We start from the raw sequence: 22,612 nt of genomic DNA, 5'->3' as shown, positions 1-22,612 counted from the left end.
ACGTGCCCTACGGCGTCCCGGTTCTGGAGGATCTCCCCTCGGTTGAGGGCCGATCCGTGTTGGTGCGTTGCGATTTCAACGTGCCGCTTCGCGACGGCGAAATCGCCGATGACCACCGCATTCGTGCGGCGTTGCCCACGCTGGAGTGGCTGACGTCGCGCGGGGCGGAGGTGACCGCTGTGACCCACCTGGGACGCCCCAAGGGTGCGCCGGATCCGGCCTTCGATGTGGCGCCGGTTCGTGCCCGCCTGGCCGAGTTGGCACCGGGCGTGACCCTGGGGGAGAACCTGCGGTTCTCCCCGGGGGAAACCGCCAACGACCCCGATTTCGTCGATGAACTGGTCGCCGGTCACGACTTGTACGTCAACGATGCGTTTGGTGCCTCGCATCGGGCACACGCCTCGATCGTTGGCCCACCCAGCCGGTTGCCGTCGGCGGCGGGACGCTTGTTGGCCCAAGAGGTCAGCGTGCTCCTGGACCTTCGCCGTCAGCCTCGACGCCCGTTTGTTGCGATCACCGGCGGGGCCAAGGTGTCGGACAAGCTCGGGGTGATTCGAGCGCTGCTCAACATCGCTGACGAGATCCTCATCGGCGGTGGTATGTGCTTCACGTTCTTTGCTGCGATGGGCCATTCGGTGGGTTCGTCACTGCTCGAACCCGACCGTGTCGACGACTGCCGGGCGCTCCTCGACGAGTTTGGTGACCGGTTGGTGCTGCCAACCGATGTGGTGGCGTTGGGTCCCGGCGGCAGGCTGGGCGATCCTTCGGCGGGCGGCGAGGTGCGAAACACCGGTCGTTCGTTACCCGAAGGCTGGATGGGGCTTGATATCGGCCCCGGAGCCGCTGCGGAGTTTGGTGATCGCATCGCCGAGGCGTCGACCGTGCTGTGGAACGGACCCATGGGCGTCTTCGAGGACCCGCGTTTCGAAGCCGGAACGCGCTCGGTTGCCCAGTCGGTTGCCGATTGCCGGGGCTTCACCGTGATCGGCGGGGGCGATTCGGCGGCGGCGATCGCCCAGTTTGGGTTGGGCGATCGCGTGGATCACATCTCCACCGGTGGCGGCGCCAGCCTCGAACTCATCGAACAGGGCGACCTGCCGGGGTTGGAGGCGTTGCGTCGGGCACCCAACGCCGCCACCGACGATGATGATGACGAGACCGAGTGAGCCGTGAATCCGAACAGCACGCAACCGACCAGCAGATCTACGAGTAGGGAGCCATCATGAGCCGACGCACGCCGCTGATCAGCGGTAACTGGAAGATGCATCACAACCACTTCGAGGCCATTCAGGTGACTCAGAAGTTGCATTACCGCCTCGGCGATCATGACTACGACGGGGTGGGCGTGTCGATCCATCCGCCGTTCACCGACCTGCGATCGGTGCAGACGGTCATCGGCGCCGACAGGATGAAGATCGCACTCGGCGCCCAAAACTGTCACGCGGAGGAGAAGGGCGCCTTTACGGGCGAGGTTTCGGCGCCCATGCTGGCCAAGCTGGAGGTTGCCCTGGTGATTGTGGGGCACAGCGAGCGTCGCCAATTGTTCGGTGAAACGGACGACATGGTGAACGCCAAGGTGAAGGCGGTGCTTGCGTCGGCGATGACGCCCATCATGTGTTGTGGCGAGACCCTCGAGGAGCGGGAGGCGGGCGACGCGGAAGCCAAGGTCGCCTCCCAGGTTCGGGGTGGGTTGGCAGGTGTGGCGGCCGACTCCGTGGCCAACATGGTGATCGCCTACGAGCCCATCTGGGCCATCGGAACCGGCAGGACGGCGACGTCCGAGGATGCGCAGGCGATGTGTGCCGCGGTGCGTTCGGTGGTCAGCGAGGTGGCCGGTACCGCGGCAGCCGATTGCGTGCGCATTCAATACGGCGGGTCGGTCAAGCCCGGCAACATCGCCGAGTTGATGTCTCAGGCCGACATCGACGGCGCCCTGGTCGGCGGCGCCAGCCTGGATCCCGACGACTTTGCCTCCATCTGCGCCTATCGCAGCTGAGGCGCTACGCTGCCCTGCCGCATTGCCGACGCTTCCCCGGAGTTCTCATGCAGATCGTTGCCACCATCACCCAGGTGCTGTTTTCGCTGGGATTGATCATCTTGGTGCTGGTCCACTCCGGTAAGGGCGGTGGGCTGTCCGACATGTTCGGCGGCGGAATGGGATCGGCGGCGGCGGGCTCGACGGTGATGGAAAAGAACCTGGACCGCATCACGGTGGTGATTGCGCTGTTGTTCACGTTCAATACGCTCATCCTCGCGTTCTTGATGAACAGCTGACGCCCGGTGGGCGTCGTCGATTCAGCGGGTTGCCCGCCTCATGGTGCACCGGAGTCCAACCGAGGCGCGTGGTTCTCGTAGTATGGGGCCCGTGATGGCAACACGTATTGAGCGACGCCTTCGGTCCAACCAAGAGAAGCTTCGACAGTTCCATGAGGATCTGTCGGTGGTTTCCGAGCAGCTGCAAGCGGTGAACGATGTAGCCGACGATGCCGAGCTGAGGTCGATCGTGTCCGAAACCCCACTCGCCGCCCACGAGGCCGGTGACGCCGTTCGTCAACGGGATGCGCTCTCTCGGGAACGTGACCACATCGTTGGGCGGATCGCCAAGCTGGAGATGGAACAGGACAAGCTGTTGGAAGACCTCACCGAACGCCAGGACCGTCGTTGATGTCCCGGTCGCCCGGCCGGTCGCCCGACCAACCACTGCGCCGATGAGCGCACGCATCCTGATCGCCGAAGACGAGGTGATCATTCGGATGGACCTGGTCGAGATGCTCGTCGCCGAGGGTTACGACGTGATCGAGCAGGTGGGGCGTGGTGATGAGGCCGTGGCCCGGGCCCGTGAGCTGGAACCCGATCTGTGCATTCTCGATGTGAAAATGCCCGGACTCGATGGTCTTGCCGCAGCACGAATCGTGATCGAGGAGGATCTCGCCGCGGTTGTGATCCTCACTTCGTTCTCGCAGCGCGAGCTGATCGGCGAGGCGGTGAGTGTGGGCGTTGGTGCCTATGTGGTGAAGCCATTTCAAGCGAGCGACCTTGTCCCGGCAATCGAGGTGGCCCTGGCCGGACGTGCGCAGTTGCAGGCCATGTCTGGACGGGCCGATGAGGCCGAACGGCGCCTGGAGCAGCGTAAATCGCTGGACAAGGCCAAGGGGGTGCTGATGGACGATTTCGCCATGGGCGAGCACGAGGCGTTCAGGTTCCTGCAAACCACGGCGATGTCCCGACGTTCCACCATGGCCCAGGTGGCCGCCGAGGTGGTTGGGGGCACCCTTCGCCCGGGCAACGGCGAGGGGCTCACGCCGAGCCAATAGGGTGGCGGGAATGCCCACCGTGATGCTCGTCGACGGGAACTCGCTCACCTATCGGGCGTACTTCGCCCTTCCAACCGACCTGGCGACCGCCTCCGGCCAGGTGACCAACGCCGTGTTTGGATTCACGTCGATGTTGGTCAACCTGGTGCGAGACCATCGGCCCGACCGGATCGTGGTCACCTTCGATCTGCCGGAGCCCACTTTTCGGCATAAGGCGGTCACAACCTACAAGGCCAATCGGGATGCCACCCCCGACCTGTTGGTGCAGCAGATGGAGTTGGTCCGACGCGTGGTGGACACCCTGGCGCTCCCCGTGGTGGAGGCGCCGGGCTTCGAGGCCGACGACGTGATCGCCACCCTGGCCGAACGGGCCAAGGTCGCCGGTGAGGACGTCATCATCGTCACCGGAGACCGCGACAGCTACCAACTGGTGGAAAACCCGCACGTACGGGTGCTGTACAACCGGCGGGGCGTGTCTGACTACGCGCTGTACGACGAGGAGGGAATCCTCGAGCGCACCGGCGTCAAGCCGTCTGACTACGTGTTCTACGCGGCGCTGCGCGGCGACCCATCGGACAACCTGCCCGGCGTTCCGGGAGTGGGGGAAAAGACGGCGGCCAAGCTGGTGAACAAGTACGGCACGATCGATGAACTGTTCGCCCATGCCGCCGAGCAGACCCCCAAGCTGGCCCAATCACTCGAAGCCAACGAGGATCAGGTGCGCATGAACGCCCAGATGATGGCGTTGATTCGCGATGTGGATCTGGCCGAGGAGGTCACGTCGCTGCGGGTGGGGAGTATCGATGCCGACGAAGTGGCCGAACTGTTCGGCTTTCTCGAGTTTTCCAGTCTGCAAGCCCGGTTTTCCGAGGCGTTCGGCGCGTACCTGAGTGCTCCGCTGGCCGCCGGCGATGCACGAGTGTTGGAGGCCGAGGTGACCGTGCCGGGCACCGCCGTCGAGGCCGCAAAGGCGCTGGAGGCGGCGATCGCCTCCGGGGTCGATGGCCCGGTGGGTGTCGCCGCCGACTGGCTGGGCGATCCCGGGCGTTCACCGCTGGCGGGTCTGGCGGTGGTGACCGATGCGGCTGCCGGGGAGGTGGCGTGGTTTCCTGATCCCGCCACCGGCGTATTGACCGGCTGCGACGACCAGGTGGTGGCGCTGCTCGGAGGCGACGTGCCGTTGGTCGCCCACGACGCAAAGCCGTTGTTGCGGTCGCTGCTGGGCCTGGAGGTGGAGGTGTCCGGCCTGGCGTTGGACACCAAGTTGGCCGCCTACCTGTTGGACCCCGCCGACGCACGGTACGACCTGGCCGAACTGCTGGCGCGCTACGCCGGTGCTGAGATGGCGGGTGCCGAGCCCACCCCGTCCGACCAGTTGGACCTTGGCGATGGACCCAGCGACCAACCCCACCAGGTGATCGCCCGGCGGGCATTGGCGGTGGAGGCGCTGGCCGGGCCGATGCGCGAGGCGCTTGAGGTCCGCGGGCTCGCAGCGCTGAACGACGACGTGGAGGTGCCGTTGGTGCGGGTGTTGGCGCGTATGGAGGACCTCGGCGTTGGCGTCGATCGGGACGCATTGCAGGGCCTGGCCGACCGTCTGGTGGCCGAGGTGGCCGAGGAGCGGGCGGCCATTGTTGCTACCGCAGGCCACGAGTTCAACGTCAACTCCACCCCGCAGCTCCGGCAGGTGCTCTTCGACGAGTTGGGCCTGACCCCGCACAAGAAGACCAAGACCGGCTACTCAACCGATGCCGCCACGTTGGAGAAGCTGCGGGGCGAACATCCCATCGTCGAACACCTGCTTCGCTACCGTGAGGTGGAGAAGCTGCGAAGCACCTACGGGGAGGGACTGCTGTCGGAGATCGCCCCCGACGGTCGCATTCACGCGACCTTCAACCAGACGGTGGCCCGCACCGGTCGGTTGAGTTCGGATCAGCCCAACCTGCACAACATCCCGGTCCGGTCCGAGGAGGGGCGTCTGTTTCGTCGAGCGTTCGTACCGGCGCCCGGCTATCGCCTCTGCGTCGCCGACTACAACCAGATCGAGTTGCGCTGCATCGCCCACCTTTCCCAGGACCCCGGCCTGGTCGGCGCCTTCACGGCAGGCGACGACATTCATGCCCAGACCGCGGCCCGCATCTTCGAGGTGGATGCCGATGAGGTCACGGTTGCCCAACGATCCACGGCCAAGATGGTCAGCTACGGGCTGGCCTACGGCATGGAGGCCTACGGTCTGGGCCAGCGACTGTCGATTCCCACCGGCGAGGCCCAGGTCATCCTGGACGCCTACTTCGAGGGCTTCCCCAACGTTCGGGCCTATATGGAGGGGGCGGTCGCCGACGCCCGGGAGAAGGGCTACACCGAGACGCTGTTCGGCCGGCGCCGTCAGATTCCCGAGCTTGCCTCGCGTGTGCGCGCAGTGCGACAGGCGGGTGAACGTCAGGCGATGAACGCCGGCATCCAGGGCTTGGCGGCCGACATCTTCAAGCTGGCCCTCGTGCGTCTTGATCGCGGGCTCGAGGATCGCGGTGGCACGTCGCGTTTGATCCTCCAGGTCCACGACGAGGTGGTGCTCGAGGTGCCGCCCGCCGATGAGGCTGAAATCACCGCCGTGGTGCTGGACGCGATGTCGGGGGCGTTTGACCTGGCCGTTCCGCTGGAGGTCAACCTGGCATTCGGTGACACTTGGGCCGACGCCAAGGCCTGACCGCTTCGAGCGGAGGTCGATGCGGAGCGCATAACCGGCACCACATCATCCAAGATGCGGGCTGGGCGGGGCGTGCGGGGCTTGTGATGATGAGGTGGCCCGGTGACCGCCGGTGGTACGCTTGACGGTCCCTCTATTTCCCAACCCCAAGGCAGTATTCGTGTCCGATCCGACCCCGACCCCCTCCGAAACCTCCGCATCCAGCGAGGCTTTGGAGTCCAGCACCGACGGCGACGCCGTGGTGGCCACCGCAACCAACGACTCCGGCGAAGAATTTGTCGCTGCGGTCGAAGAGTTTGTTCGCAGCGACGACGACATCGTGTTCGATGACGTCGGTGACGCCCTCGATGACCTGTACAACTCCTCCATGGTGGACGTGGAGGACGGGCAAATGGTCACCGGCTCGGTCGTTCGGATCGATCGTGACGAGGTGTTGTTGGACATCGGCTACAAGTCCGAGGGCGTCATTCCCGTCCGCGAACTGTCGATTCGCAACGATGTCGACCCCTCCGAGATTGTGTCGCCTGGAGAGGAGATCGAGGCCCTCGTCGTCCAGAAGGAAGACAAGGACGGTCGCCTGATCCTGTCCAAGAAGCGCGCCCAGTACGAGCGCGCATGGGGCACGATCGAAGAGATCAAAGAGTCCACCGGCATCGTCACCGGCCCGGTCATCGAGGTGGTCAAGGGCGGCCTCATCATCGACATCGGTCTCCGTGGCTTCCTGCCGGCATCGCTGGTCGAACTGCGTCGTGTGCGCGACCTCGCCCCATACCTGGGCCGCGAACTCGAAGCCAAGATCATCGAGCTCGACCGCAACCGCAACAACGTGGTGCTGTCACGCCGTGCCTACCTGGAGGAGACCCAGAAGGAGCAGCGCGACGAGTTTCTGGCCAACCTGGCCCCGGGCGAGCGCCGCAAGGGCGTCGTGTCGTCGGTGGTCAACTTCGGTGCCTTCGTCGACCTGGGTGGCATGGACGGACTGATTCACGTCTCCGAGCTGTCCTGGAAGCACGTCGATCACCCCAGCTCCGTCGTGACCGTCGGCGACGAGGTGGACGTCGAGGTGCTCGAGGTCGATCTCGACCGCGAGCGCATCTCCCTCTCGCTCAAGGCCACCCAACAGGATCCGTGGCAGGAGTTCGCTTCCGCCCACCAGGTTGGGGAGCTGGTCTACGGCCGGGTCACCAAGCTGGTGCCCTTCGGTTCGTTCGTCCAGGTGGGCGAGGGCATCGAGGGCCTGGTGCACATCTCCGAGATGTCCCAGCATCACGTCGACCTGCCCGAGCAAGTTGTCACCCCTGGCGAGGAGCTGTGGGTGAAGATCATCGATCTCGACCTGCAGCGTCGCCGGATCAGCCTGTCGATCAAGCAGGCCGCCGAGGGTGGCATCGTGGCCGCCGAGTACCAGGAGCACTTCGGCGAGCACGCCTACGACGATGAGGGCAACTACATCGGTTCGGGTATCGAGGGTGAGGGCCCCAGCGAAGCCGAGGAGGCCTGGGCGGCGTACTACGCCGAGCAGGGCGACGGCGAGGCCCCCGGGTCGCCCGAGCCATCCGCCGAATCCCCGGCTGAGGCAGAGACCCCGGCTGAAGCCGAGTCTCCGGCTGAGGAGGAAGCGGTCGTTGAGGCGGAGCCTGCCGGCGAGGCGTCGGACGATTCCCCCGACGCCTAACACGGCCCGACGGGGCTGAAGCCCTGGGCAGAGAATGAGATATCCGGGTGCGGGGAGGCCAATGCGGTCTCCCCGCTCCCGCGTTCTGTCCGATGCCGGTGGGCGGGCCGTCTGCTGCCTGTGGCCGGTGGGCCCTTTTGACCCAAAAGACTCAACGGACGGTCCGGGCAGCCGAATGGTGGGAGACGGCAGCGGCGCCATCGGAGTGGCCGGTGGCCTGACGTTCGCAGACGACGAAGGTCAGGGTGGTTGCGATGTCTCATGGCCGAGGCACTACCGGGATGGACCGACGTGGCTGATCCACCAACAACCAAACCCGCCATCAAGGTGTCGGTGGCGATCGTGGAGGCCCATCAGTCGACTCGGGACCACCTGATCAAGTTGCTGCGCAGCGGAGGCACCCCTTTTGGGTCGATGGCCGATCTGGCCGCCCGAGTCACCGGCAACGTGCCGGTGGTGATGGTGCTCGGCCCGTCCTGCAACAACCACAACGATCTGGGCGCTGCCCAGCGGGTGATTCAAACGAATCCCACGCTGGGGGCGATCCTGATCGCCGAGCAGCGTGACCGCAACTCGCTACAGACGGCGATGCGGTATGACATTCCCGATGTCATCGAGTTGGGCAACGAGGCTGCAGAGCTCTCCGACACCGTGCGTCGGGTTGCCCTCACCCTCGATGCCGACGCCAGGTTGGAGGTCCTCGACCCTCAAAAGGTTCCTCTCGGCACGTCGAGCATCCAACCAGCGCCTCCGCCCCGACGTGGCGCCGAACCTGGAGAACCAGCTCAGACGGTGTCGAGACAGCCCCGTTTCGATGCAGGTCACCTCATCGCCGGCCTGGAAGGCGGTCGCCCCGGGGATGGCCTGGGCAAGGTCATCACCGTGTTCTCCACGAAGGGCGGAGCCGGCACGTCGATGCTGGCAACCTCTCTGGCGGTTTCGTTGACCCAACGGTCGTCCGGTCCGGTCTGCTTGATCGACGCTGATCTGCAATTCGGTGACGCTGCGGTCATGTTGAAGCTGACGCCTCGTCACACCATCGTGGACGCGGTGGCGGCATTGGATCGGATCGACCCCAACTTTCTGGGCCAGTTGCTGATGACCCATGAACCATCGGGGCTGCGCGTGCTTGCCGCCCCTTTGGAGCCTGCGTTTGCGGATCGGATTGGGGCGTCCGACATGGTGCAGATCGTCGAGATGCTCCGAACCTTCTGCTCGGTGGTGGTGATCGACACCCCCGCCTACTTCAACGACGTGGTGCTGAGTCTGGTGGAGATCTCCGATGAGATCCTGCTGCTGGCCGGAATGGACATTCCCAACATCAAAAACGTCAAGACCGGGCTGCAGACGCTGCGTCTCCTCGGCACCCCGATGGAGCGGGTCCGGTTGGTGCTCAACCGTGCCAACGCCAAGGTGAAGCTGGACGTTGGCGAGGTGGAACGCACCCTGCAGCTCACGGCCGACTCACTGATCCCATCGGACATCTGCGTGCCGCAGGCCGTCAACAAGGGGGTGCCGGTGGTGTTACACGCTCCACGTTCGGGCGTCGCAAAGGCCATCAACGCGCTGGCCGATCTGGTTGCGCCGCAGCCGCGTACTCGGCGCCGCTGAGCGGCCCGACCAAAAACGCAATCACGATGGGGAGCGAGCCTGGCTACCGTCGGCGGGACCCGCGGTGTGCGTGGCGCTCCAGCGCCAGGCGCACCAGCTCGTCGATCAGCTCGGTATAGGGCAGGCCGCTGGCCTGCCACAACCGTGGATACATCGATGCCGGAGTGAAACCCGGCATCGTGTTCATCTCGTTGAGCAACAGGCCCCGACCGGGCGACTCGTAGAAGAAGTCCACCCGGCCCAGGTCGGCGCCGCGCAACGCCCGGTAGGCGACGAGCGCCAAGCGCTGGGCCTCCTCGATCGCCTCGGGGGGCAGCTCCGCCGGAATGACCAGCTCGGCCGAGCCGGTCACGTACTTGTCCTCGTAGTCGTAGAACTCGGCGCCGGTGACGATCTCGCCGGGCAGCGAGACCCGGGGGGCCTCGTTGCCGAGCACGCCAAGCTCGATCTCCCGGCCGGTCACGGCCTCCTCGAGCACGATGTACTCGTCGTGGTCGAGTGCGGTGGCGACCGCCGAAGCCAGCTCGTCGGCGGTCGCCACCTTGGAGATACCCACCGAGCTGCCCAAGTTGGCCGGCTTGACAAAGATCGGCAGGCCCAGCCGCTCGATCGCCGAGGCGAGCGCCTCGACGTCGACCTCACGCTCGTGCAGCGCCACCCAGCCGGCCTGAGGGATACCGGCATGACCGCACAGCTCCTTGGCCACCGCCTTGTCCATCGACACGGCCGACCCCAACACGCCGCTGCCGACGTAGGGGAGGCCGCTCATCTCGAGCAGCCCCTGCAGGGTGCCGTCCTCGCCGTTGGGCCCGTGCAGCAGCGGCAGCACCACCGTCGCCAGGTCGTCGCCGTTCAGATCGTCATCATGACGACGGGTGCTGGTGTGGCGCAGGTGGCCGATCGGGTCGACGTGGTTGCCCGAGACGGTCAGGGCCGTGGCCTCGGCGCCGTCGAGTGCCGGGAGGCCCTGCAGCTGCAGCCAGCGCCCGTTGCGGGCGATGCCGATCAGATGAACGTCGTAACGATCGGGGTCGAGGGCAGCCAGCACGTTGCGGGCGGTCACCCGCGACACGTCGTGCTCGGCGGACTGGCCGCCGAAGAGCACCACCAGGCGCACCCGTTCTGGGAGGTCGACGCGACCGGTGCGGGGCGTCTGCCGGTTGGCACCGCCCACCGGGTTCGGCTCGCCGGCGGAGGCCGAACTCTCAAGTGCCACTGGTTCGGCCATGTCACGCTCCGCGCTGGTCGGTCAATCGGTCGAGGGGAGGTTTGCGATGCTGCCTGCGCACCGCTCACCGATGCACGACTTTACGCGTTCCCCTCACGGGCCGGAGTGAGGCTGGGTGGGTCGGTCGTGGGAGACTTGCCGCATGCAGGTACCCCTCGCTGCGCTCACCGAGCCGCTCCGCGCCACCCTCGTCGGCTCCGATGCGACCATCGAGCGGGTCATCACCGATTCCCGCCTGGCCCGGCCCGGGGACCTGTTCGTTCCGCTGGTCGCCGAGCGCGACGGTCATGACTTCATCGGCGCAGCGCTGGCCGCCGGGGCGACGGCGGCGCTGTCGGAGCGCAGCGCCGACAACCTGGGGCTCGACCTCGCTGCCCGCCTGCTGCTCGTGGCCCACACCGGGGCGGCGCTGAACGATCTGGCAGGTTTCGCCCGGGCCCGCATGTCAGGGAGCGTCATCGGTGTCACCGGCTCGGTCGGAAAGACCACCGTGAAGGACCTGATGGCGGGGGTGCTGGCCACCAAGCTGGTCACCTCGGCGAGCGAACGGTCCTTCAACAACGAGATCGGCGTGCCGCTCACCCTGTGCAATGCGCCGGACGACGTCGAGGCGCTGGTCGTCGAGATGGGCGCCAGGGGCCCGGGCCACATCGCTGCGCTGTGCGAGCTGGCCCACCCGCGGGTGGGCGTGGTCACCGTGGTCGCCGGTGCGCACCTGGAACTCTTTGGCGACCTGGCCGGTGTTGCAGTGGCCAAGGGCGAGCTGATCGAGGCGCTGCCGGCCGACGGCACGGCGGTTCTCAACGCCGACGATCCGTTCGTCGCCGCCATGGCCGCTCGCAGCGCGGCGCCGGTGCTCACCTTCGGGCGCGCGGCAGGCGACGTGCGGGCCGGCGACATCGCCCTGGGCGACGACCTGCGGGCCTCCTTCCTCTTGACCAGCCCGTGGGGGTCGGCCTCGGTGCACCTGGCGATCGCCGGCGAGCATCACGTCACCAACGCGTTGGCGGCGGCTGCGGTCGCCCTCGACGCCGGCATCTCGGTCGAGTCGGTTGCCGAGGCGCTGGGCGCAGCGACGATCAGCCCGTGGCGCATGGAGGTGGTCACCACCCCCGGTGGGGCCACGCTGATCAACGACGCCTACAACGCCAACCCCACGTCGATGAGCGCAGCGCTGACCGCGCTGGGGGCGCTGCCCGCCCGCCGCCGGGTGGCGGTGCTCGGCGAGATGGCCGAGCTGGGAGCGGACGCCGAGGCGCTGCATCACGAGATGGTGTCCCAGGCCCGCAGCCTCGGCATCGAGGTGGTTGCCGTCGGCACCGACGCCTACGGGATCGCCGAGGTCCCACCGGCCGATGCGGCGGCGGTGTTGAGCTCGCTCGGGGAAGGGGAGGCGGCGCTGGTCAAGGGCAGCCGGGTGGCGGGACTCGAGCAGCTCGTCAGTTGGGTAGTGGGCGGGTAAGCGGTCGGCGCTCGGGAAGCTGGTTGCGGTCGAGGTTGCCCACCTTCGTGAGTGCGAGGGCGACCACCGCCCCAAACAGCAGCACCGGCGTGCCACCCACCTTGTCGATCACCGGGCCGGCCAGCAGGCTGCCCACCGGCACCAGCCCGGCCCAGGCGATCATCCACAGGCCCATCACCCGGCCGCGGTGCTCGTCGTCGACCTCCTCCTGAAGCGTGGTCGACAGCGCCGTCACCAGGGTGAAGTAGAAGAAGCCGAGCGCAAAGATAATGAAGTGGGCGGCCACCGGGTCGTGGGTGAATGCAAACGCTGCGAGCGTGACCGCGAAGGCGGGCAGGGCGAAGAGCGGCACCCGGTGCAGCGGCCGTCCGCCCAGCACAGTGCCCAGCAGGATGGCGCCGCCGGCCGCTCCCAACCCGAAGGCGGCAAACAGCCGGTAGAAGGCGCTGCCGGTGATGCCCAGCTGGTTCTCGGCCAGGCCGGGCAGCTGGTAGATGAACACCAGCGAGCACAGCGAGAACAGGCTGACGATGCCCAGCACCCGCCGGAGCACCGGATCCTCTCGGGCGGTGTCCAGCCCCTGGCGGAAGCGGGCCCACGGCCCGACCGCCCCATCGGTCGGAGGCGCAAACGCCACCTTGGCGGCCCCGACTGCGGCGATGACGAACACGTAAGTGCCGGCGTTGATCATGAAGATCCAGCCGGTGCCCAGCGAGGAGACAAGGGCGGCCAGCAGCGGGCCGAGCACCCGCGATCCGTTCATCGCAGCCGAGTTGACCGCGACCGCACCGGACAGGTCCCGGCGGTCCACCAGGTGGGGGAGGAGTGCGCCGTTGGACGGGGCGATCAGGGCGTTGGCCATGCCGATGCCCAGCACGATCAGCACCAGCGCCCAGGGCGGCGGGTTGCCGTTCCAGGCGACGATGGCCAGCACCACCGACAGGCTGCCCTGCACGGCGGACCCGGCCATGATGATGTGGCGGCGGTCGAAGCGATCGGCCAGCACCCCGCCGACCGGGGAGGCGAGCAGCATCGGCCCCAGCTGGGCGAAGGACACCAACCCGACGAAGGCGCCGGAGTGCGTCAGCTGGTTGGCCAGCGCAATCAGCGTGACGTTCTGCATCCAGGTGCCGATGTTGGATGCGAAGGCCCCGGCGGCAACGCGCCGGAACGCCTGGTGGCTCAGCGCCGCGCCGACGGTCCCGTGGCGCCGCCCACTGCGGTCACCGGAGCTTCGACGTCGGCGTCGCAGGCGTAGTGTCGGCTCGGCAAGCGCCGTCGGGTCCTTCACCTCGGTGGGCAGGTCGTCTCCGCTCAGCTCGTGACGGGCGGTCGGAGTGGCGGTGATGGGAGAAGGAGGGTTCATGGGCGTCAACGGAGCACCGCTCAACCCAAGAAGCACATCTCAGAACCTTACGGTGTCATACAGATGATACGGCACCTCCGTCCAGCCGTGACCGGGGGAGCCCCGATCCAATTCGGTCATCTGTCACAACTGCCAGTTTGTGAAGGCAACGGCGTTCTCGCTGTGCGGCATCACGCCCGCAGCAAAAGACCGAACCAAACCGACCTCTTCCCTCGGCGTATCCTGGGGCAATGGCGACCAATCACAGCGTGGGGGAGCGCGATTGGTACCGGGTCCTTGGGGTCGATCGTCAAGCGGGCGGCGACACCATTCGCGTTGCGTATCGGGAGCTGGCGTGGCGCCTCCATCCCGACAGGCAGCAGTCGCCCGCGGCGGCCGGAGGCCTGTCCCACGCCGAACGACGGGTGGCCGAGCGGCGGATGCGTGAGGTCAACGAGGCCTTCCGGGTGTTGGGTGAGCCCGCTCGTCGGCGAGCCTACGACCATGGTCGCTTCGGGGCTGAGACGCCGAAGCGACCAAGCCGATCGGCCACCGGTCGTGCCGAACGTCCGCGCCGCACGGTGGTCGAGGTGCCGGACGATCACGGCGACGACATGGTGGACGTGGCCGGCGACGGCGTGCACGGACTGTTGTTCTCGCGCCTGGTTCCGGCGATGGTGGCGGTGCTTCTCCTGGGGATCGTCGTGTTCAGTGCGTTTGCCGGCGGTGGCGTCAAGGACCCGTCGTCGGCCACCCCCGGCTGCGTGCTGGGGAACACGCTGGTCGATTGCGCCAAGCCCAACGAAGGGCGCATCGTCGGCCTCGCCGACAGTGCCCATCGGTGCCCCGACGGGTCGGGGCTGGTCAGGCTGGCTGTCGAGTACTGCGTCGAGTCGTAATCGCCCTGTGGCCACGGTGGTTCCGACCTTGGCGTGGTGACCCGAGCCCGGGTATGGTTTGCCGCTTCGGGGCCCATAGCTCAGCTGGTTAGAGCGCTGCCTTCACACGGCAGAGGTCAGAGGTTCGAGTCCTCTTGGGCCCACTACACGTTGTGGATTTCGCCAGGCGAGGTCGGAGTGCTGGACGGGCGAGTCGCCAACGCAGCGCTCTTCCTGTGTTCCCCGGCTGCGGCCTGGATCAGTGGGCAGATCATCACCGTGCCCGGCGGCGGACACCAGGAACTGGACCGAACCAGGAGGGCCAAGCCGCGCTGGACAGGGTGGCCGAATGGCCGGATTCAGGCATGCCGACGACCGAGGATCCCGACAAAGAACTGGTTGAGCGGCGAGTCATCACGTCCGGCTTCCCATATGCCATCCGTTTTCGAACCATCGATGAGGTGGTCGTTGTAGTCGCCGTCTACCACCAGCCCCGACGCCCAGACTCCGGTAGCGGCCAGACCCAATGACATGTCGATTACGCCTGGTTGTTTTGGTTCAAACTGGCCGGAGTCGGATTCCACCAGAGATCCCGAAAGCTCGAGATTCGTCGGGATTCCGGGCTCTTCCGATGGTAGCGGGGACCGGTTTTCAAACGTGCGACCTTCGGGTTATGAGCCCGACGATCCCCTATGGCAGCGCCAATCCACAGCGTCTGCCAGGCTCCGTTCGAGGTTTTGCGAACGCTGCGGCCTTCGGCTGGGGCCTGCGCGCCCAGATCTGGTCGGTGCCGACAATCGCGCTCGACTCCTCGTCGTCGAACCAGTCGGGTTCGACCGTTGGCGATGCGTCGCCGTGCCAGACCGAGATGTAGCTGTGGGCGTCGATGGCCGGCAGCGTGGTCAGACCGGCGCCGGACGGGAGGTTGTCCCTGTCGCCGTCGGCTGCGGTGCGTACCAGGTGTTGGCGACGAGTGACTCCATGGCGATCTTCTCTCGAACGGCTGGGGTGCGGTTGGTCACTGGTCGCGCGTTCGGTAGGCCACGAAGGCGGAGAGCACAGAGGCCACGGCGGCGGCGCACCGGCTGCGAGTGCAACCAGCAATCCGGCGAAGGCCAGCAGGGTCCCGCAGGCGCCGGCAGCAGCGTTGCTGACCAGGGGCGTGTCCGCCGGACGGCTGGGTGCCTGGTTGACCGGGGCGCTCATCGTGTGGTCCTGACGGGGGTGCGATCTCGCAAGAGGGTGATGCCGACACCGAGGAACCAGATGATCGATCCGAGGCTGAAGACCATCTCGACCGCTTCGAAATCCGGGACGACCGTGACCAGCCCGACGACCGCAGTGATGAGGCAGACGACGTTCAGCCAACGCGGCAGTCTCGTGGTGATCAGACCGGCGATCGATACGAGGAGGATCCAGATGCCGCCGACGAGTTCGTTGCCGCCGCCCAGGCCGTTGGTGACGATGTCGAGGGTCGACCAGACGGCGACGGCCCGGTCTGGTTCTGAGGCGGCGAGGTCCGCCACAGCTTCGATCCCGACGTTGGAGATCATCCCGGAGGCGTACATGAGCGCCGCCCAGATTCCGGCGAAGACCATCGAGGAGTTCGCGAGCACCGGCGCGCCGTGAGCCAGTCGGTTGCGCAGGGCGAGTCCGAGCGGGACGAGTGCTGCGCCGATGAAGATGAAGATGAAGATGCCGATGTACCAGGCGAGCAGCGATCCCTAATGTCCGATGAGGAAGTCGACGGACTCGGACGGAGTGGCGTCGGGGTCGGTGTAGTCGACGAACGTCGTTGCGAACATGACGATGCCGTAGAAGAAGGTTCCGGCGGCGAGCAGCGCTGCTGCGCCACCGATGCGGGTGAGTCGGCCAGGTTCGGTGCTGCTCGGAGCGGCTGACCCCTGGCGTGTTGAGCCCAATCGGATCTAAGTTACAGTTATCAAGTAACCGATACTTAGAGGTGTCATGGCTTCACACTTGCGGAAGCGCTGGGACGCGAACTTCCAGGGGATGAGTCGGCGAGATCGACGCGGTTGTGACTACGACGCGTACCTCGCCGACCCACTTGCCGACTGGGACCTGTCGATCCCCGCCGACGTCGCCGCCGACGTCGCCGACGCCGAAGCTGCGGTTCGCGCGCTCAACGACGCGGGCACGACGCATGTGAGCCTCGAGGGCCTGGCCCGCTTCTTGCTGCGCGCCGAGTCGGTCGGATCGTCAAAGATCGAAGGCCTTGAGGCTGCGGCTCGTCGCCTCGCCCGAGCCGAGGCTGCGATCGTGCTCGGAGGCGAAGCGAATGATCGAGTCGCGGCCGAGGTGATCGGCAACATCGCCGCAATGGAATCTGCAGTCGAGCTCGCCACGAGCGCCGACCCGTTCGAGCTCGACGACCTGCTCTCCGTGCACCGCACCCTGATGGACAACTCACCGTCGCCCGAGCTCGGCGGGGTCGTTCGGGAGGAGCAGAACTGGATCGGAGGGAACTCGTTCAACCCGTGCAGCGCGGCGTTCGTCCCACCGCCCCACGAGTACCTCCCGGATCTGTTGGCCGACCTGCTCGGCTACGTCAACGGCGACGAGCACTCCCCCCTCGTCCAGGCCGCCATCGCCCACGCCCAGTTCGAGACGCTCCACCCCTTCGTCGACGGGAACGGTCGTACCGGCCGGGCGTTGATCCACGTCGTGCTACGACGCCGGGGCCTCGCCCCAACCTTCGTGCCACCGATCAGCCTCGTGTTGGCTACTTGGTCCGACGACTACGTCAACGGACTGATGACGTACCGCCACCTCAGCGAACCCGAGAGCACTCAGCGATCCGCTACCGCTGTCGAATGGCTGCGCATGTTCGCCACCGCCACGAGCCGGGCATGCCAAGACGCCGGAACATACAGCGATGACATCGGTGAGCTCACCGCGACCTGGCGTTCAAAGCTCGGCCGCGTCCGCGCCAACTCGAGCGCCGACTTGTTGCTGCGCGTCCTACCGGGCGCACCGATCGTCACCGTGGGTTCAGCCAGCAAGCTGATCGGCCGATCCAAAGCGCGCACGACCGACGCAGTCAACGCGCTCGCCAGAGCAGGCATATTGCAACAGCGCAACGTTGGCCGACATCGCTACCGCGTCTTCGAGGCAACTGAAGTGCTCGATTTGTTCACCGGTCTCGAGCGGGTGCTCGCGAGCCAAACCGGCGACACCACGAGTGGCCCACCCATCCGTCGAGTGCCGCAGCACCCGGGAAGCGCTGAGCCCACCGGCCAGACGAGAAGCCATCCGCCCATTCCATCTTCGGCTTCGGCTTCGGCTTCGGCATCCTCAAGACCCGACGACAGCCCCCTTACCTTGTTGGTAGGTCCTGAGCAAGACTTGGGGCTGACCGCTCGACATGGCGGGCAGGGCTCCTGCCCCCTGTCACTTTGATGGCCTGGGGGGTGTTGCCACCCGCCGTGTTCGGGTTGGGTTGACCTCTGACAGGAACATGCCTTGAGGGGCTGATTCGTAAGGTGGTTGACGGCGACCTCACCCATGAGTCGAGCGGTTTCCAGAACCGACAATCCAAGGGGAGCAGCGATCGATGGGAGACCAACCAACCGCCACCGATGTCGACGTTTTCGTCGGGGTCGACATGGCCAAAGAAGACCACTACGCCCACGCGATCGGGCCTGACGGGAACGAGCTGTACGCGAGGACGGTCCGCAACGACCAGGCTGATATCGAAGCCGCGATCGACACCGCCAGCGCTGCGGGTCGAACGGTTTTGGTGATCGATATGACAGCGTCGTCGGCGCACTTGTTGTTGGCGACCGCCGCAGCACGGCAGGTCCCGGTGGCGTATGTGACCGGTCTGCAGATGCGACGCGCGGCTGACTTGTACGCGGGTTCCGCGAAGACCGACCCTCGTGATGCGTTCATCCTCGCTGACTACGCGCGCCGTCATGTCGACCGGCTCGCGTGGCTCGATATCGACGACGAGCTGTTGGTTCGTTTGCGGGTGTTGAACGGCCGAGACGTCGATCTGGCTGGTGACGCCACCCGAACCATCAACCGATGCCGTGACGCTCTCGTGTCGATTTCTCCAGCGTTGGAGCGGGTTGTCGGCCCCAAACTCGGCCACGGAGGTGTGCAGGATCTGATGGGTCGTTGGGCTACACCGACCGCCCTCCGGGCAGCCGGGAAAACCCGGGTTCGGACGCTGGTCTCGAAACGGTCGCCGCGTTTGGCCGACAAACTCACCGACCAAATCTGGGAGGCATTGGATGCGCAAACGTTGACGCTGCCAGCCGAGGACACCTGGGGTGAGGTGATCGCCGATCTCGCGGGTGACCTCACCAAGATCGCTGCCCGGCGTGATGCCCTCAAGGGTGACATCGAGGAGGCGTTCCTTGCGCACCCTCTCGGGAAGGTTCTGGTGACCCTGTGCGGGTTCGGGCCCAGAACCGGAGCGAGGACCCTCGCCGAGATCGGTGACCCCCACCGGTTCGCGACCGGAGGGCACCTCGCCTCGTACGCCGCGCTCGCCCCAGTGAACCGGCAATCCGGACGGACGCTCGACACCGCCACCAGGCAACGCCGAGGGAACCACCGGCTCAAGAACGCCCTGTTCCTCGCCGCGTTCGTCGCGACCCAACACGACCCCGACGCCCGCGCCTACTACCAACGCAAACGAGCCGAAGGCAAGAAGCACAACGCCGCCGTCATCTGCGTCGCCAGACGACGCTGCGACCTCATCCTCGCCATGCTCAAGAACCGCGAGCCCTACCGGCAACCCCAACCCGAAAACCTCCCCCAAGCCGCTTGACAACAAGACAGGAACACCCCCCCGCCAACGCCACCATCCGGAGCCTTCGCCGATGAATCATGACGACAAGGTCGGCCACGCCGGCTGGCTGGACGACCTTGACGAACTGGACCGCCACGAGCTGATCGAGCAGATCACGGTCGATGCCTATGGCGACGAGGCCTACTGGTCGTTCCACCAGGTGATCGGGGAACACGTCCAGTTCCCCGTAAGGGCTTCGATCGCCGGTGCCGACGTCACCGTGACCGAGATCGACTTCGACGGCGACGAACGCCGCGGCCTCACCGCGACGGCCCACCGCGACGACCACACCTGGAGCGTTTCGCTCCTCGACGTCGAATTCGATGCCGGTCAGCCGCGGATCGCCCGCCTCGCCGACGCCTACCGCCGCTGGCTCGGCATCGACAAGTAGTGCAGCGGCGGGCCGATCCCGTGACATGGTCCAGCATCGACCGTTGTCGCGCCGGACCACAACCCACACAAAGGCCCGGAACCCACGAGGATTCCGCGCCTTGCCGATTTCCTTGGGGGAAGGGGCAGGATTTGAACCCGTGACCTTCGGGTGATGAGCCCGACGAGCCTCCAGAGTCGCCCGGTCGAGCCACTGCTACCCGACCGCTGAATCAGCCGACAGTACTTCGACTTCGACATCGTCGATGGCAGGCCACTTTGCATCACAGGTGACCACGGGCAGGTTGCGTTCTGCACCGAAAGCCACCACGACCGCATCGACCATAGGGAAGTTCTTGTTGCCGTGGTCGGCGCGGAGTTGGCGTGCCCGATCGGCTACGGCATGGTCGAGTGGCTCGGTGGTGAACCCGAGACGGCGTAGCTCAGCATCGGCGTCGTCGAGCTGCCCCGACCGCGTGGGGTGGATCAGAGCCTCCGCTCGTGTGATTCCCTGGATCAGTGGCTGGCCATCGCGCAAGCACCTCTCAAGCGCCGCTTCATGAAAGAGATGATTGGGATTGAGCACGGCGATCACCACGTTCGCGTCGACGACGATGGTCATCGTTCGCTGGCCTGCGCCCGCTCCTCTTGGAGGGATTGGGGAGGCCAGTCGATCTCAAGTCGCCTGATCCGATCACTGGCCGCCTTCACCCGCACCGCAAGGGCTTCGTCCTCGCGTTCGGCTGCGACCCGCTCGATTGCCTGCTGGGTCAGCTGAGACAGGTTGAGCTCAAAGTGACGACTGAGTTCATCCAGCTCCTCAGGCAAATACACGGTCCGATTCGGCATACGCATAGTGTAGCCGTACCTCTACGTATGTCAACGCCAAGCTCACGTACTGATCGATCTCACGCCGACAGTCGAGAACGTTAGTGGCGGGGGCCGGATTTGGACCTGCGACCTTCGGGTGATGAGCCCGACGGGCTTCCAAGAGATGGCCCCGGGACAGGACTGGCGCCACTTGCTCTCTGGGTAAACCTGGCCGAACGGGCTCGACATTGGCAGTGTCCAGCGGCGCCGTCCACGTGGTGCGAATCAAGCGAACCCGTTACTCGGCTGCGCAGGGTTCCTCTTCTTCTCCGGCGCGCTCGATCCGGATGAGCATGGAAGCAGATGGCGTCACCGAACCTGTTGCGTAGGTGCTGAGCCGGGAAGCGCTTGTGCCCACCTCGTTGGCGAACTGGGCGCTGGTGAGCCCGGAACGGGCAATGGCATCGCGAACCCGCTCTGCAACCTCGCCCTTCTCGGCGGCTTCGGCGACCTCCCGGGCTCGATCGATCGCAAGTTGAAAGAGCACCGTTGAACCGTCGCGGTCGCTGACCTCCAGGTAACGCTCAATGCTGCGAGCGACCTGCCCCCAAGGCGCACGACGGATCTCCGCAAAAATTGGCTGCCAATCTGGGACCAGGCCACGGTCGATAGCCGTCACCAGTGCCTCGAAGGGCCACGTTGTGACCTGATCGGTTGGCTCTGCTTCGACGTTTCGAAATTGCAACACCTCAGGTTGCTCCGCTGATCTCGATGGCAAGGTCGCGGCAGACGCGCACGACCCCGTTCCAGTCGTGCCAACGCTCGTCGAGGTTCTTGTAGCGGACGAGTTCTGCGATGACCGTGGTGTCGCGTGGAGCGGGATCCGCCAACGCGAGCGCGAGGGAGGTCAATACCGAACCAGAGGCATCGGATCGGTCGTCGTAGTACTCATCGATCGCCGCCAGGATGGCAGCGGCAGCGTCGCTGCGCGCCCCCACGGTGAGGCCGCCGCCCAGGTCCACGACCGTCGTCTCCAACGGGCGCGTCCGCCGCATCTGACGCAGGCCGGCCTCAATGCCATCAAGCGACCCCATGATCGTGAAGGGAGGCTTGGTCGCCCGGTCCACCCCGCCCACCCCGCCCACCCGGTCCACCCTGTTAGACCGGGCGAGCGCTCAACGGGGCTTGCGCTCAAGAAACAGGGCCACACACTTGTCGATGCGACGCTGTCGCGTCTCGGGTGCCTTCGCCGCATTGATGTGATCGACGTGCATTCGCTGGAGACTGTTGGACAGGTTGGCGAAGAACGCCTTGGCGGTGGGCTCCCGTTCAAGGGCTTCGGCCAGATCGCTCGGAACATCAGCCGTGCGGGGTCCCGCTGCCAGCGTCAGGGTGACCTGGACGTGGCTTCCAGCAGCGACGCCGGTCGCTTTGCGGATCGCGGCGCTGACGGGGACGAGGTGCTGCCCGCCCATCACCCCGACCGAGGTTTGGTAGGTGTACCCGTCGAGTGTCACGACGACCGCCGGCCGCTGTCCGGCATCGAGTTGATCAAGAACCCCGTTGGGGACGGGGATGCCGGTCTTTGTCGGTGATCCGGTGATGAGGGCGTCAAACGCCACGCTGGTCGGGTCAGTGCTCATGGAGGCGTCTCCACTCGGATGAAGGCGGCGCTGGCGTGCCGGCGAGCTTCATCGAATCACTCCTTTGAGCATCTGACCGATCCGAATGGCGTGACCGAACGGATCCCGGATTCCGAAGTCAATGCCGTACGGCTTTGGCGACGGTTCGCCCGTGACGTCGACCCGCGGGCTTCGAGCGTCTCGAACACACCCTGTGCGTCGTCGGTGGTCAAACACAGCCATCCGCCCATCGCTCTTGGTCACCAGCTCGCGTACCTGCAGAGCGGTCGCCTCGTCCATCGCTGGCGGACCGGGTTGCTCCAGGAGGATCTCGCGACTGTCGTCGCCCGGGACGCGAACGGTGAGCCACCGCATGAACCCAAGGACATCCACGTAGAAGTGACGGGCCTCGTCCTGGTCGAGAACGAAGATCGGTGATCGGTTGACGGTGTTGTACATGTTGGTCACGATACGGATCGACGTTTCACGACGCTTCTCCGAAACTGCTCGGCCGCACCCACGCCTTCACAAAGCAGTTCGGCACCGCTTCGACATCGCCCCGTTGGCGGTATCGGGTCGGTGATTCGCCCACGATCTCGGTGAACGAGCGGCTGAAATGCGCCTGCGAGCAGCAGGCGATCCTGGCGAGAGCAGGCACATCCAGCGGATCATGGAAGCTGCGGGCCATGTGATCACGGGCCCGCAACAGCAATCGGTTGGAGGCCTCCCGATGGCTCATCACCCAGAACATTGTGCGCAATGACGGCTTCCA

General features: G+C 66.1%; 25 protein-coding genes, 1 tRNA gene and 1 pseudogene. 14 read left to right on the top strand and 13 right to left on the bottom strand.

The features are described 5' to 3' along the window. Positions 1–2 precede the first annotated feature (2 nt). From MPARV_RS0100835 to MPARV_RS21920, 8 genes are all read left to right on the top strand, one after another. Entirely contained in the window at positions 3–1,166 is a 1,164-nt protein-coding gene (locus MPARV_RS0100835) for a phosphoglycerate kinase (RefSeq protein ID WP_020376887.1), read from the top strand. A 56-nt stretch (positions 1,167–1,222) separates the two neighbouring features. Beyond that, positions 1,223–1,996 carry a triose-phosphate isomerase gene (gene tpiA / locus MPARV_RS0100830; RefSeq protein WP_012231021.1) on the top strand — a complete coding sequence of 258 codons (774 nt, stop codon included), beginning with the start codon at positions 1,223–1,225 and terminating at the stop codon, positions 1,994–1,996. 47 nt (positions 1,997–2,043) lie between these two features. After that, a complete protein-coding gene (secG, locus tag MPARV_RS0100825) occupies positions 2,044–2,274 on the top strand; it encodes a preprotein translocase subunit SecG (protein WP_012231023.1) in 231 nt (76 codons plus the stop codon). 94 nt (positions 2,275–2,368) lie between these two features. Then, the gene (locus MPARV_RS0100820; protein ID WP_155852302.1) at positions 2,369–2,665 is read left to right on the top strand and encodes a hypothetical protein; all 297 of its coding nucleotides are present in this window, start codon (positions 2,369–2,371) and stop codon (positions 2,663–2,665) included. Positions 2,666–2,708: 43 nt separating this feature from the next. Beyond that, positions 2,709–3,314, top strand: coding sequence for an ANTAR domain-containing response regulator (locus MPARV_RS0100815; RefSeq protein ID WP_012231027.1), 606 nt, complete (start codon positions 2,709–2,711; stop codon positions 3,312–3,314). A gap of 10 nt (positions 3,315–3,324) precedes the next feature. Then, positions 3,325–6,021: a DNA polymerase I gene (gene polA / locus MPARV_RS0100810; protein ID WP_020376885.1), complete on the top strand. Its 2,697-nt coding sequence runs from the start codon at positions 3,325–3,327 to the stop codon at positions 6,019–6,021. A 160-nt stretch (positions 6,022–6,181) separates the two neighbouring features. Next, on the top strand, positions 6,182–7,696 hold the full coding sequence (rpsA, locus tag MPARV_RS0100805; protein WP_012231034.1) for a 30S ribosomal protein S1: 1,515 nt from the start codon (positions 6,182–6,184) through the stop codon (positions 7,694–7,696). A 261-nt stretch (positions 7,697–7,957) separates the two neighbouring features. Further along, positions 7,958–9,307 carry a CpaE/TadZ family protein gene (locus MPARV_RS21920; RefSeq protein WP_020376884.1) on the top strand — a complete coding sequence of 450 codons (1,350 nt, stop codon included), beginning with the start codon at positions 7,958–7,960 and terminating at the stop codon, positions 9,305–9,307. A 43-nt stretch (positions 9,308–9,350) separates the two neighbouring features. On the opposite strand, the gene MPARV_RS0100795 is transcribed toward MPARV_RS21920, so the two are convergent. Next, positions 9,351–10,535: a D-alanine--D-alanine ligase family protein gene (locus MPARV_RS0100795; RefSeq protein WP_012231037.1), complete on the bottom strand. Its 1,185-nt coding sequence runs from the start codon at positions 10,533–10,535 to the stop codon at positions 9,351–9,353. 142 nt (positions 10,536–10,677) lie between these two features. Here MPARV_RS0100795 and MPARV_RS0100790 point away from each other — a divergent pair, with 142 nt between their 5' ends. Then, complete coding sequence (locus MPARV_RS0100790) at positions 10,678–11,997, top strand: UDP-N-acetylmuramoyl-tripeptide--D-alanyl-D-alanine ligase (RefSeq protein WP_020376883.1); 1,320 nt, start codon at positions 10,678–10,680, stop codon at positions 11,995–11,997. Here the strand turns inward: MPARV_RS0100790 and MPARV_RS0100785 are convergent. Beyond that, entirely contained in the window at positions 11,975–13,363 is a 1,389-nt protein-coding gene (locus tag MPARV_RS0100785) for an MFS transporter (protein ID WP_020376882.1), read from the bottom strand. The two genes, MPARV_RS0100790 and MPARV_RS0100785, sit on opposite strands and share 23 nt — an antisense overlap. 230 nt (positions 13,364–13,593) lie before the next feature. On the opposite strand from MPARV_RS0100785, the gene MPARV_RS0100780 reads away from it, so the two are divergent. Continuing rightward, positions 13,594–14,241: a J domain-containing protein gene (locus tag MPARV_RS0100780; protein ID WP_031276915.1), complete on the top strand. Its 648-nt coding sequence runs from the start codon at positions 13,594–13,596 to the stop codon at positions 14,239–14,241. A gap of 69 nt (positions 14,242–14,310) precedes the next feature. Next, positions 14,311–14,384, top strand: a tRNA-Val gene (locus tag MPARV_RS0100775). Positions 14,385–14,579: 195 nt separating this feature from the next. On the opposite strand, the gene MPARV_RS0100770 is transcribed toward MPARV_RS0100775, so the two are convergent. From MPARV_RS0100770 to MPARV_RS0100755, 4 genes are all read right to left on the bottom strand, one after another. Next, positions 14,580–14,804 (bottom strand): hypothetical protein, encoded by a 225-nt coding sequence (locus tag MPARV_RS0100770; RefSeq protein WP_020376881.1) that lies wholly within the window; start codon positions 14,802–14,804, stop codon positions 14,580–14,582. Between the two features lie 106 nt (positions 14,805–14,910). Beyond that, positions 14,911–15,426 carry a hypothetical protein gene (locus MPARV_RS0100765; protein WP_020376880.1) on the bottom strand — a complete coding sequence of 172 codons (516 nt, stop codon included), beginning with the start codon at positions 15,424–15,426 and terminating at the stop codon, positions 14,911–14,913. Continuing rightward, positions 15,423–15,836, bottom strand: a complete 414-nt coding sequence (locus tag MPARV_RS20575; protein WP_012226895.1) for a hypothetical protein — start codon at positions 15,834–15,836, stop codon at positions 15,423–15,425. The genes MPARV_RS0100765 and MPARV_RS20575 overlap by 4 nt, the downstream gene beginning before the upstream one ends. Before the next feature lie 108 nt (positions 15,837–15,944). Further along, positions 15,945–16,142, bottom strand: coding sequence for a hypothetical protein (locus MPARV_RS0100755; protein WP_012226893.1), 198 nt, complete (start codon positions 16,140–16,142; stop codon positions 15,945–15,947). Between the two features lie 91 nt (positions 16,143–16,233). On the opposite strand from MPARV_RS0100755, the gene MPARV_RS0100750 reads away from it, so the two are divergent. The 3 genes from MPARV_RS0100750 to MPARV_RS0100740 all read left to right on the top strand — a co-directional run bounded on the left by MPARV_RS0100750 (position 16,234) and on the right by MPARV_RS0100740 (position 19,430). Next, on the top strand, positions 16,234–17,640 hold the full coding sequence (locus MPARV_RS0100750; RefSeq protein WP_020376878.1) for a Fic family protein: 1,407 nt from the start codon (positions 16,234–16,236) through the stop codon (positions 17,638–17,640). Between the two features lie 154 nt (positions 17,641–17,794). Next, positions 17,795–19,018, top strand: coding sequence for an IS110 family RNA-guided transposase (locus MPARV_RS0100745; RefSeq protein ID WP_020376877.1), 1,224 nt, complete (start codon positions 17,795–17,797; stop codon positions 19,016–19,018). Positions 19,019–19,070: 52 nt separating this feature from the next. Then, positions 19,071–19,430 carry a hypothetical protein gene (locus tag MPARV_RS0100740; protein ID WP_012226889.1) on the top strand — a complete coding sequence of 120 codons (360 nt, stop codon included), beginning with the start codon at positions 19,071–19,073 and terminating at the stop codon, positions 19,428–19,430. Between the two features lie 195 nt (positions 19,431–19,625). Here the strand turns inward: MPARV_RS0100740 and MPARV_RS0100735 are convergent, their stop codons facing one another. The 7 genes and pseudogenes from MPARV_RS0100735 to MPARV_RS20565 all read right to left on the bottom strand — a co-directional run bounded on the left by MPARV_RS0100735 (position 19,626) and on the right by MPARV_RS20565 (position 22,579). Then, entirely contained in the window at positions 19,626–20,030 is a 405-nt protein-coding gene (locus MPARV_RS0100735) for a type II toxin-antitoxin system VapC family toxin (RefSeq protein WP_020376876.1), read from the bottom strand. Beyond that, complete coding sequence (locus tag MPARV_RS0100730) at positions 20,027–20,257, bottom strand: hypothetical protein (RefSeq protein ID WP_020376875.1); 231 nt, start codon at positions 20,255–20,257, stop codon at positions 20,027–20,029. The genes MPARV_RS0100735 and MPARV_RS0100730 overlap by 4 nt, the downstream gene beginning before the upstream one ends. A 259-nt stretch (positions 20,258–20,516) precedes the next feature. After that, the gene (locus MPARV_RS0100725; RefSeq protein WP_012226881.1) at positions 20,517–20,966 is read right to left on the bottom strand and encodes a helix-turn-helix domain-containing protein; all 450 of its coding nucleotides are present in this window, start codon (positions 20,964–20,966) and stop codon (positions 20,517–20,519) included. A 1-nt stretch (position 20,967) separates the two neighbouring features. Next, a complete protein-coding gene (locus tag MPARV_RS0100720; RefSeq protein WP_157789402.1) occupies positions 20,968–21,363 on the bottom strand; it encodes a hypothetical protein in 396 nt (131 codons plus the stop codon). 30 nt (positions 21,364–21,393) lie between these two features. Beyond that, complete coding sequence (locus MPARV_RS0100715) at positions 21,394–21,861, bottom strand: YdeI/OmpD-associated family protein (protein ID WP_020376873.1); 468 nt, start codon at positions 21,859–21,861, stop codon at positions 21,394–21,396. A gap of 48 nt (positions 21,862–21,909) precedes the next feature. Beyond that, positions 21,910–22,299 (bottom strand): annotated as a pseudogene (locus MPARV_RS25915) (VOC family protein). 25 nt (positions 22,300–22,324) lie between these two features. Then, positions 22,325–22,579 carry an AraC family transcriptional regulator gene (locus MPARV_RS20565; RefSeq protein WP_040055379.1) on the bottom strand — a complete coding sequence of 85 codons (255 nt, stop codon included), beginning with the start codon at positions 22,577–22,579 and terminating at the stop codon, positions 22,325–22,327. Positions 22,580–22,612 lie beyond the last annotated feature (33 nt).

It is taken from the genome of Candidatus Microthrix parvicella Bio17-1, from assembly GCF_000299415.1.
Taxonomy (GTDB): Bacteria; Actinomycetota; Acidimicrobiia; order Acidimicrobiales; family Microtrichaceae; genus Microthrix; species Microthrix parvicella.
This window is presented reverse-complemented; position numbering and strand designations above follow the sequence as displayed.